Raw genomic sequence first — 10,895 nt, forward strand, 5'->3', positions numbered from 1 at the left:
ATTACTCGAGACGCTTCAATCACTCGTTGTTCAGTTTTCAAAGGACAATCTCATAAGACCTTGTGGTCTTCGTCGTTAGCGTTTGTCTCAGCGACAACTTTTATACTATAACATAGTCACGCTCAGTTGTGCAAGCTTTTTTTTGAATTTCTTTTTTCGCGGCGTGTTTCATTGTTGCCGGCAAGAAGTAACTTTACCAGCAACCGACGTCTTTTGCAACAACCATTTTGTGGAAGTGGAAAAGAGCCATGAATCCAGACTCTTTTCTCTTCCTCTGTTGGCAATTGTCTAAGATGATCCCCCCCTTTACGAGACAGAACCAAAATGGAAGGAATGCCTGAAGGCTCTATCCGTGGAATAGCAGTTTCGACTGTGTGACGCAACATATCAACATATCTATGTTAAAACAAAGTATGAAGAGAGTCGGGAGTAAAAGCACGGATTTCAACCACCCGTCCTTCGTGTATTCTCCGGGCCCATGCGGGGTCGGCCAAAAGCGCTCTTCTAACGACAATCGATTCAACTTCATTGTTGTCCAGCCACTTCAGACGCTCATCAATATTTTGGATGCCTTCCCAATCATACCGTAACGGCCCGTTCGCTGCTTTGTTTTCTCCCAGAAGAATTGATAACCAGATTTCCTTGAGCCCTTGAATTCCATTCCCGTCAAAGTCAATTCGTTTCGCTTTCACGGCAATGTCGACAAATCTCCAATTACTCTGGCGATCTCATTATCCCCCCATTGGATCGGCTGCCACTTTTAAAGATTATTTAATTTTCGTTGCAGAAGGAGATCTGCGTGCACAACTAGAACTTATGCTACCGAGTAAACCCGGCTGTATATAGTTGGAAATTTTTCAGCAGGTAAAAGAAAATGATGTTTTAATTACTGGAGGGAATTATTTGAAGAAGAAAACTAGGTTTGTCATTTTCTCATTTAGTATGGTAGTTGCATTGGTTTTACTTTTGCCAACAAAAACTTTTGCAGAATCCTCTAAAGTAAAGATTGAGGATTCTGCCTTGAAAAAGTCATTAGAAATGAACTCAATAAAAATGAAGGCCCAATAACCGTTGGAGACATGGAAAGCCTCAAAAAAATAGGCCCTGCGGATTGGCAGGGGATTACGACGTTAAATGGCTTAGAATATGCCAAAAATTTGGTGGAAATCAAATTAGCACAGAATAAAATTGAAAACATCGATGCTTTAAGCGGATTAACCGATTTGAAAACGATTAACTTGTGGCAAAATCAAATCAGTGATATTCACGCTCTCAGTAATCTTCGCTCTATAGTTAATCTGAATCTTAGTCAAAACCATATTTCCGACATAAGCTCTCTTAGAAATCTTAACAGCTTAAAAGTACTTAACCTATCTGAAAATGAGATACAAAACATGATACCTTTAGAGAATCTTGAAAACTTATCCGCCTTTAACGCTTATAAGAATCAAATTCAGGATGTATCTCCCATGCGCAATTTTAAAAATTTAGCTTCTACTAATTTACAAGAAAATCAAATCTCGGATATTTCGCCTTTAAGCAATCTGTCCAAACTTGATTTCATTGGTCTTAAATACAACCGGGTTAAAGACATTAACCCTCTAAAAAGCTTAACGCATTTGACTGGCCTCGAATTGACCGGAAATCCGGTTCAAGATTTAAGTGTCATCAAACATTTTCCCAAGCTTACTTTGTTGAGTATCGGTTCACTTCATATTTCCAATATAGACTTTCTTGAAAATCACCCGGATCTCAAGTGGCTGCAGCTTGAAAACAATCAAATAACCGATATAAGCAGCCTTCAGAAACTTGGCAAGTTACAGGATCTTGATCTTTCGAATAATCGGATTTCAGATGTTTCTCCCTTATCTCATGCGAATAAACTGGAGTTATTAAAACTCAATCATAATCGGATTTCAGATATTAAACCTATTGTTCAATTACCAAATTTATGGTTGTTATCGCTTAATGGCAACTCCATATCCGATCCGGAATCTTTGGGGAGCTTACCCCAATTACGTTCACTATATTTAGGATCAAACGGAATAGCTTCGCTCCAGTTTCTAAAGAGCCTGCCTCGACTCAACTTGCTTTCTCTGGACGGAAACTTAATTAGTGATCTGCGTGGAATAGAAGCTCAGAATGGGATCTATGAACTTGATTTAAGCAATAACCGACTTACTGATCTTAGTCCGATTAAATCGCTGAAGATGTTAGATGTCTTGTTTTTGGATGGCAATGCTCTTTCGGATATATCCGCGCTATCTCAATTAACTCCAAGAAAGATTTCGTTGGTCAATAATCAAATCCTAGATATAAGTCCTCTGGATAATCAAACCGATATTTGGGAAATTTATTTCGCCAACAACCCGTTAAATGAAGAATCCGTCAGCAAACTCAAAGTCAGGGCATTAAATGGAGCGGCTGTGTCTTACGGTGAGCGGATTTTTGTAAAGATCAATAATGAAGTTCAAAATTTTTCAGAGGACGAATCTCCGCAAAACATATCTGGCTCTATCCATGTTCCAATGAGAAAAATATTCGAAGCACTGGGCGCTAATGTAACCTGGGACAGTAACTCGGAAACCGTGACGGCTCAAAAATTAGATATCTCTTTAAAATTAATAATAGGCTCGAATAAAGCCATAGTAAACGGCAAAGATATATTCCTGGAATCTGCCATAGGGCTCGTTAACGGATCTGTTTTTGTGCCTGCAAGAATGGTAAGTGAGACATTTGGAGCAAAAGTAAATTGGGACTCGCATACAAAAACAGTTGATATCAGACAAGATTCTGATTAAGGGACTAAATATAATAGAAAGAACAAGAAAAGATCTGACTAAATGAAAAAAAAAAAAAAAAACCGAGAGTGTGAGCAATAAACTCACGCTTTCGGTTTTTTTGTTCTTCTTTATTATTTAACGTTGATTGGTAGTGGTGCATTGGGTGCCACAAGTTGTTGCTCGCGCATTTCCTCCCAAAATGCTGCCGGGATCACGGTGTTCAATGCGGCTTTGTCCTCTGCAATTCGCTCAGGACGAGTAGCACTAGGAACAACGGCAGCAACTGCCGGGTTGGCCAGTGAAAATTGTAATGCAGCGGCCTTGATGCTGATTTGATGACGATCTGCAATATTTTTGATTTTCTCCACTTTAGCAATAATTTCTGGTGACGCTTTTTGATATTCGAAGTGGGTACCTCCAGCAAGAACACCTGAGCTATATGGACCACCGGCGACAATGTCCATGTTATGTTTTACTGCTGCAGGCATCACGCGTTGTAACGCACGTTCATGGTCTAACAATGAATAACGGCCAGCTAGCAAGGATACATCTGGCTTCGCCTCTTCCAAGTCCAGCATGAGTTCAATGGGTTCTACCCGGTTCACTCCGAGTCCCCATCCTTTAATGACTCCTTCTTCACGTAAACGTGTGAGCACACGGAATGCCCCAGTTCGGGCCGTTTCAAATTGCGAAAGCCACTCGTCGCCATAAAAGTCCTGTGCTACATCATGAATATAGACAATGTCCAGACGATCCGTTTTTAAACGTTTCAAGCTCTGTTCGATCGAGCGAAGGGTCGCATCCGCGCTGTAGTCGTTGATGATTTTATTTTTACAGCCGAATTCGAAAAGCCCCGTTTTTTCACCGAAATCACGTGCAGATGGGTCTTCTAGTTCATCCGAAATGATTCGACCTACTTTCGTACTTATAACGTAATCATTACGATTTTTAGTCGACAGTGCTTCACCAAGCCGAATCTCTGCCAAGCCAGCTCCATAGGATGGGGCTGTGTCAAAGTAACGAATGCCGCTTTCCCAAGCAGCATCTACCGTTGCCGCAGCTTCTTCTTCTGAGATCGTACGGTACATATTCCCTAACGGTGCAGTACCGAAACCTAGTTTTCCTTGCAGTATATTTTTCAATAGGATTCCCTCCTAAAATTTGTTATAAATCTATTTTGAATATTGATTAGTCAGTATGAATGGATATAGAAATCAACGACTGATTAAATCAACAAATGTTTTCACCGTCTGACAAAATTGATTATGATGCATCCATACAGATAAAAAAAGTACGCACTTTGAAGTAATATGGGAACTAAAAAGTACCCGCTAAATGCTTCACGGTCACTTTATGAAGATCCCTGGAAACAATCCGCAGAAAACAACACCTATAAAAACCGCAGCTCGTGCAGCTTCTATAAGTGTTGTTCTTGTCGTTTCTATTAAAAATCAAAATTGTCAGGGTCTGGACCTACACGGTGATTTTCATTCAATTCATCAATGAGCTTCATATCTTCGGCGGTTAGTTCAAAGTCAAAAATAGCAGCATTTTCTACAATACGATGCTCTTTGGTCGATTTTGGAATCGTAATAATGCCGTTCTGAACATCCCAGCGCAAAATCACTTGGGCTACGGATTTTTTATATTTCGCAGCAATGGCAGTCAAAACTTCATTGTCTAAGAGTTCGCCTTGCATTAATGGAGACCAAGCTTCCAATTGGATGCCATGTTTTTCACCAAATGCTTGAAGTTCTTTTTGAGTTAAACGCGGATGACATTCCACCTGGTTGATTACCGGTTTAATTTCTGCGTCCTTCAACAAGTTCTCAAGATGGTGAATTTGGAAATTACTTACGCCAATCGCTTTTACTCGCCCTTCTTTATATAGGGTTTCTAATGCACGCCATGCTTCTTTATATTTACCTTCAACAGGCCAATGAATGAGATATAGATCCAGATACTCCAACCCAAGTTTTTTTAGGCTTGTTTCATAAGCCGCGATTGTCGATTCATATCCTAGGTCAGCATTCCATACTTTTGAAGTGACAAATACCTCTTCTCTTGAGATACCTGCCTCTTGTAGTCCTTCACGGATGCCTTGGCCTACTCCTTCTTCATTACCATAAATCGCTGCTGTATCAATACTCCGGTAACCATGCTTGATGGCTACTTTAACGGCATTTATGAGCTCCGGACCCTCTTCTACTTTAAATACTCCGAGGCCGAAACCCGGCATTTTTACACCATTGTGTAGAGTCACTGTATCCTGCAAATTCTTTATCATTGAAAATTCCTCCTAAACCGAGTTGTCTACCCAAAATTTTGTCTAACCGTGCCGGCAAAAACTATTATGTAATAGGTCAAATCAAAATAAAAGTACGTACTTATATGTGCTATAGGTACTTAAAAGTACCCTTGTCTTTTCCAATCCGGCTTCCACTGAAAAACGTATAAGTGATGATTTTCACATGTAATCAGTTGTTTAAATGAAAGATGCTCCATGTATGTCCTGTATCCTTTTGAGGTTTACGACACCTCGTCCTCTTTTGTAGGCACTTTTGAGTACCTATATACCTTAAAAGTACGTACTTATCAGATCGATTTAACAGTCTTATACTAGCATTCATGACTGAAGAAGAGTTCAGCTTACTTCCATTCAGAATAAATTGTTGCATTCGGTAACTCCATTGGAGGGAAGCTTGCCAACAAAAATCCAATTCGTGCGTTATTCTGGATGTTTGTTATCCAAGCGGCAGTTCTAATCCTATTGTCATTTCTTGCACCATTTAAAGTGGCCGGTGTCATTGGTGTTATCTTAATGGGTCTGCTTGCCTTCATGAACGTACCCGGTTTGCAGTTATATATTGTTCAACTTGCCGAAAAATATGTACCTTCAGCTGTAGACGTTGCTTCTGCGCTTAATATTGCAGCATTCAACATCGGTATTGCATTGGGTTCGGTCATCGGCGGGATTGTCATCGGCTCCATGGGGCTGGTGCATACACCTTGGATTGGTGCGCTAATGGTAATTCTGGCAATCCTACTCACAGGCATTTCCGCCAAACTGGAAAAAAAATAATGGAAGGAGAGTTCACATGTTTGAGCATCATCAAACTTACCAAAGAACCTTCAAAGAAGGTGATTTAACGCTTGGCCTCCATATTCCATTAGAAAACTATGGGATGGAAACGCCGACGATGGCCCGTCAAATTGAGTTAGCTCAAGCTGCTGAGACCTACGGATTTACAACACTATGGCTCAGAGATGTGATATTGGAGGATCCCAATTTCGGGGATCCTGCTGTCGGTCAAATTTATGATAGTTTGATTTACGGAACACATTTGCTTAGCCAGACGAAACAAATCGCTCTTGGGACATCTGCGTTGGTACTCCCTCTTCGCCATCCCTTAAGACTGGCGAAAGAAGTTGCCACCATCGAAGCGCTTTTTCCCGAAAGGCTGATCATGGGGGTTTCTTCAGGAGACAGGCGGGCTGATTTCAAAGGACTTGGAGTCGACCATCCGAGTCGAGGCGTTCAGTTCCGAGAAGCACTATCCTATCTTGAAAAGGCACTTTACGAGTCTTTTCCTTCTATTAACTCGCGTTACGGGGATATCGAACAAGCGACTCTCGTACCGAATCTAAACCGCAGAATCCCTACAATGATTACCGGATTTGCCCAGCAAGATATGGATTGGATTGGCATGAACGGTGACGGATGGATGTATTACCCACAGGCACCCGGAAGACAGGTAGACGCTATCCATGCATGGCGAGAATCAGCTGCCCGCCAAAATCAATCCGCATTTCGGCCTTTCAGTATGCCTATGCATCTTGATTTGGCGGAGAACCCTGATGAACATGCAACCCCCATTCGGCTCGGTTTTCATATCGGACGCAATAAATTGATTGAGCTTCTTAATTTATATAAAAGTATTGGAGTGAATCATCTCTTTTTTGCTTTATTTGACAGCCTTCGACCAGCTGATGAGGTCATTCATGAACTGGGAGAATACGTATTGCCGCATTTCCCGCCCCATGAAATCCGTGTCTGAAAAGGAGGCATTCAATATGATTAAATATAATATTCCTGTAGAAGCTACTTTGGAGGTAATCGGTGGAAAATGGAAGGTCGTTATTTTGTGTTATTTGACTAAGGGAACAAGACGAACGGGGCAACTAAAGCGCTTGATGCCTGGGATCACACAAAAAATGCTCACACAACAATTAAGGGAACTCGAGAATGACGGCATCATTCGCAGAGTAATTTATAACCAAGTTCCACCTAGAGTCGAATACTCGCTAACGGAGTATGGACAGACCCTATCAGGTACTTTAGACGCATTGTGCAAATGGGGAGAGAGACACATCGATAATAATTATCCATGTAGAGATGAGGTGTTACTAAATACAGAAGAATTAGAAAGAAAATTCTCTGACAAGAAAATTTCTGAAGTCGGTCCAGCCGCTTCTTTGACTAATAGAGAGAAAATTTCATCCTAATACAGTTTATTGGGTTAAGTAAACGGGATGATAGCCATGAGTATCGAATTTTTTGATCAAAAATTGGAGATAACAAAACAGGAAGAGGAAACGTTGCAAGACTTCCTTTCAAAAAGTCGAGTCTATGAATACTATTACGGTTAATTATTCCTATTAAAATTTTGGAGGAATACGCGTGCAACTTCATTTGCAAGGAAAAATAGCACTTGTTACGGGGTCTACAGCAGGAATCGGAAAAGCGATCGCCACATCATTAGCGGCGGAAGGCGCCACCGTGCTTATTAATGGACGCAGTGAGGAAAAAGTAACGAACACGGTCCATGAAATTCAAGACCGGCATGCGGGCGCTAAACTAGAATCCGTAGTCGCGGATTTGGGTACAGAGCAAGGATGTCAACAGGTGATTGAGAAATTCGCAGACGTTGACATTTTGATTAATAACCTCGGCATATTCGAGGCTGCCGAATACTTCGATATTCCGGATGAAGATTGGTTTAGATTCTTCGAGGTCAACATTATGAGTGGTGTCAGGCTCTCCCGTCACTATCTAAACCGAATGATTGAGAAAAAAGAAGGTCGAGTCATCTTTATTGCCAGCGAGGCAGCCATCATGCCTTCACAAGAAATGGCTCATTATAGTGCAACCAAGACTATGCAGCTCTCGATTTCCCGGAGCTTAGCCGAACTGACCGAAGGAACGAATGTAACGGTCAATACCGTTATGCCGGGTTCCACTTTAACTGAAGGAGTGGAGTCTTGGTTAAATACTCTCTATCCTAATGAAAAGATGACAGCAGAAGAAGCTGAGAAACGATTTATGAGAGAGAATCGGCCAACATCGATCATCCAAAGGCTTATTCGGCCAGAAGAAATAGCCAACCTTGTTACTTTCTTAAGCAGCCCTCTTTCCTCGGCCATTAACGGATCTGCTTACCGGATTGACGGGGGACTGGTACGCAGCGTGTTTTAGGATTCGCTTTTAAAAATGGATGGAGGAAATTCCTCAATCCATTTTTGTCTTTGCTTTGATTGGAGCGAAGCATGCGCCACCACTCAATATCACTTTTCTAACGAGTTGGCTTTTTCCATCGTCTCATACACGTTTAATTTATAATTGATATAATCGAACGCTTGACTCAGTTCCGACTGCCGTTTGTGAAGTGCAAGTTTGTGCTGCTCCAGAATCGCTTTCTTTCACCAATGGTGGAATTACCTTGTTGGACAAGTCAATCGTGACAAACGAACTACGGCTCCTGCTTGAGCAGCACGGCTTAATCCGAATGGGCTCCGGATTGATCCACTTTGGCTGCGGCCTCCTCCAATTTCATACCGAGGCTCGCAAAGGCGGCAATCAGAATAATCGCTGCGGACAGGCCATAGACGGGAACAAGCGTAATCGACTTCATGAGCGGACCCGCCAGAGCGGACCCGGTCAGCGTCCCGGCCATGAGCAGTGGCGTAATCGTACCGTTCACACGCCCGATGTAGGCTTCCTCAACCAGTTTCATCATAATAGCTCCGAGCACGATTTGCATGAACGCCGTCATGACGCCGACCATGAAGCGCATGGAAGCCGTTAGATACACCCAGACGGATAGAGCCTCGACGATGATGGAGAACGAGAGGAACGCGATGCCTGCGAAGATGACGACACGCGGATTTATCTTCGGACCGAGGATCGCTGCCGCCGCACCCCCAACCAGCATTCCGGCGCCGGACAGTGCATAGAACCATTGGACGCTTTCCTTGTCGAGCTGAAGACGTTCGGTCACGATATAGATGTCCAACGGCTGGATCAAGCCAGACCCAAGCCCGATACAGGCAAACGTAAGCGCGATAACAATCAAATTCCGATGGCTGCGGATATAGCGGAACCCCTCCTTCACATCCTCGAGAATCGGCACGGCGCCCCGTTCGGGCGAGCGCGGCGAGGGAGGTAGGGAGAACTGGACGGCTGCCGCCGTAAGGAACAACCCGATCATCACGGCCAGCGAGTAGGCCAGGCCGAGCGACGAATAGATGAGCGTCCCTACGACCGGTCCTACAATAATGAACAAGGACATGATCCCCTGAGAAATACCGATTGCCGGCGCCAGCAGCTCCTCGGGCACATGCCGCTTGAACATGACGGCCGAGGAAGGCTGTGAGAATTGGCTGACGATGGCCGACACGACCGTCGCGGCGAATACGGCCTGCCAAGAACCCCCGAGCACGAACAATAGAATGGCTCCTATCGACAGTGCACTGAGCAGATCGCCGGCGATCATCGTCCGCTTCGGATTCCACCGGTCGGCGAAGGCGCCGCCGATGAAAGAGAACAGAAATATCGGCGCGTATTCCATCACGTTCAGCAGGGAAACGGCGACTGGATCGCTGCCGGTCTGCTCCATCACGTAGAACAGCAGGGAGATATTTCGGATCCAGATCGCCAACTGCTGCAGAAGGTCAGCGAACGTCACGATCCGGAATACCCGGTTGGCGAACAATGCTTTCATAACATATCCCCTTAAGGACGGTACTAAACCGACCGTCCGGTCTAATTGTTGGGCAAAAAAAATTAGTGCTTCTCTATCCCTTGAAGCAAGACGTCGATCGCATTCCGATATAAGCCAATAATCCGATCGGTGTCGTAGTTGTAATACGAAACACTTAGGCCTCCAAATAGCCCGAATAGGATAAAAGTTAGATCTTCAAGCGGTAACGGTCGAAACTCGCCGCTTTGCATTCCTTCCTCCAACAGCTGTTGAAAGATCGGGTAGTGCATTCGTGTCAGCTCCAGCAGCTTGTTCCGAATCTCGTGATCCCCGTTTTCGCTTCCTGAAAACTCTTCCGCAGCCCGCAGTAGCGGATTCCGAAAATCCTCGGCGTAATGCTCTGCAAGCCGGTACAACTTCTCGCGTGCCGTACCGAGCGGCTTCTCCATCTCGCGCCACTTGCCGATCCACTCAAGCATTGACAGCTCAAGGATGTACAAAAAAAGCACTTCCTTGTTCTTAAAGTGATGGTAAATGCTCCCTTTGCTCGATCCCGATAACTGCCGAATCTCGTCCATCGTGGTTGCCGCATAGCCCTTCAGCTCAAACAGCTCCTTCGCCTTGGCCGCAATGTTGCGCTTTGTCTGTTCACCATGGTCCGTAGATTTAGTCATACCCGTCACCCCCTTTTTCAAACCGACCGTCCGGTCTAATCAAAATATAAGGGATTTATTTTCGCTTGTCAAGACTAGTCCGCTTACGTTCATGTCATCCCACCCAAGTTGGTTTATATCAGGACGTCTAATACTCATTCAAGAGAATTGATGCTTTTTTAAAACTCACCTATCAAAAAATGGTCCAGGTCTTATTAACCTATGTTCTGGAGAGTAGGACCCATTTTAACCTCCAAAAAAAAGATGAGGATGTAAGATCCTCATCTTTTTTATATTTATACAAAAAATGTATAGAGCTTTTCAGTCTACAACTTTATTTTCTTCTGCTTTCAAAAATAAAAGGCTGGCCGAGCGGCTTCCGGTTGCATCGGAATAACGCTACCTTAGCCTGTCTCTTGCAGGGGCCGGTAGAGGCCAATGAACAATGAACGGGATATTCAATTGGGACTTGGGCAGCA

At 43.7% G+C, this 10,895-nt stretch carries 9 protein-coding genes and 2 pseudogenes; 6 read left to right on the forward strand and 5 right to left on the reverse strand.

All coding sequences use genetic code 11. The annotated features are described in order from the left end of the window. Positions 1-401: 401 nt before the first annotated feature. Positions 402-692, reverse strand: a complete 291-nt coding sequence (locus PCH01S_RS15405) for a hypothetical protein (RefSeq protein ID WP_042230740.1) — start codon at positions 690-692, stop codon at positions 402-404. 154 nt (positions 693-846) lie between these two features. On the opposite strand from PCH01S_RS15405, the gene PCH01S_RS30460 reads away from it, so the two are divergent. Next, positions 847-1,068, forward strand: a complete 222-nt coding sequence (locus tag PCH01S_RS30460) for a hypothetical protein (protein ID WP_129112471.1) — start codon at positions 847-849, stop codon at positions 1,066-1,068. Between the two features lie 11 nt (positions 1,069-1,079). After that, complete coding sequence (locus PCH01S_RS15410; protein WP_053228723.1) at positions 1,080-2,801, forward strand: leucine-rich repeat domain-containing protein; 1,722 nt, start codon at positions 1,080-1,082, stop codon at positions 2,799-2,801. A gap of 113 nt (positions 2,802-2,914) precedes the next feature. Here the strand turns inward: PCH01S_RS15410 and PCH01S_RS15415 are convergent, their stop codons facing one another. Then, positions 2,915-3,925 carry an aldo/keto reductase gene (locus tag PCH01S_RS15415; RefSeq protein ID WP_042230742.1) on the reverse strand — a complete coding sequence of 337 codons (1,011 nt, stop codon included), beginning with the start codon at positions 3,923-3,925 and terminating at the stop codon, positions 2,915-2,917. A gap of 302 nt (positions 3,926-4,227) precedes the next feature. Next, entirely contained in the window at positions 4,228-5,070 is an 843-nt protein-coding gene (locus tag PCH01S_RS15420; protein ID WP_042230745.1) for an aldo/keto reductase, read from the reverse strand. Between the two features lie 384 nt (positions 5,071-5,454). On the opposite strand from PCH01S_RS15420, the pseudogene PCH01S_RS29830 reads away from it, so the two are divergent. The 4 genes and pseudogenes from PCH01S_RS29830 to PCH01S_RS15440 all read left to right on the forward strand — a co-directional run. Then, positions 5,455-5,865 (forward strand): annotated as a pseudogene (locus PCH01S_RS29830) (MFS transporter); the annotation flags it as partial. Positions 5,866-5,881: 16 nt separating this feature from the next. Then, complete coding sequence (locus tag PCH01S_RS15430) at positions 5,882-6,841, forward strand: TIGR03571 family LLM class oxidoreductase (protein ID WP_042230746.1); 960 nt, start codon at positions 5,882-5,884, stop codon at positions 6,839-6,841. A 16-nt stretch (positions 6,842-6,857) separates the two neighbouring features. Further along, positions 6,858-7,166 (forward strand): annotated as a pseudogene (locus tag PCH01S_RS15435) (winged helix-turn-helix transcriptional regulator); the annotation flags it as partial. A gap of 298 nt (positions 7,167-7,464) precedes the next feature. After that, on the forward strand, positions 7,465-8,259 hold the full coding sequence (locus PCH01S_RS15440; RefSeq protein WP_042230748.1) for an SDR family NAD(P)-dependent oxidoreductase: 795 nt from the start codon (positions 7,465-7,467) through the stop codon (positions 8,257-8,259). Positions 8,260-8,560: 301 nt separating this feature from the next. On the opposite strand, the gene PCH01S_RS15445 is transcribed toward PCH01S_RS15440, so the two are convergent. Both PCH01S_RS15445 and PCH01S_RS15450 read right to left on the reverse strand, forming a co-directional pair. Further along, complete coding sequence (locus tag PCH01S_RS15445; RefSeq protein WP_042230750.1) at positions 8,561-9,784, reverse strand: MFS transporter; 1,224 nt, start codon at positions 9,782-9,784, stop codon at positions 8,561-8,563. Between the two features lie 62 nt (positions 9,785-9,846). Beyond that, on the reverse strand, positions 9,847-10,437 hold the full coding sequence (locus PCH01S_RS15450) for a TetR/AcrR family transcriptional regulator (protein WP_042230752.1): 591 nt from the start codon (positions 10,435-10,437) through the stop codon (positions 9,847-9,849). Positions 10,438-10,895 lie beyond the last annotated feature (458 nt).

This window comes from Paenibacillus chitinolyticus NBRC 15660 (assembly GCF_000739915.1).
In the GTDB taxonomy this organism is placed as follows: domain Bacteria; phylum Bacillota; class Bacilli; order Paenibacillales; family NBRC-103111; genus Paenibacillus_F; species Paenibacillus_F chitinolyticus.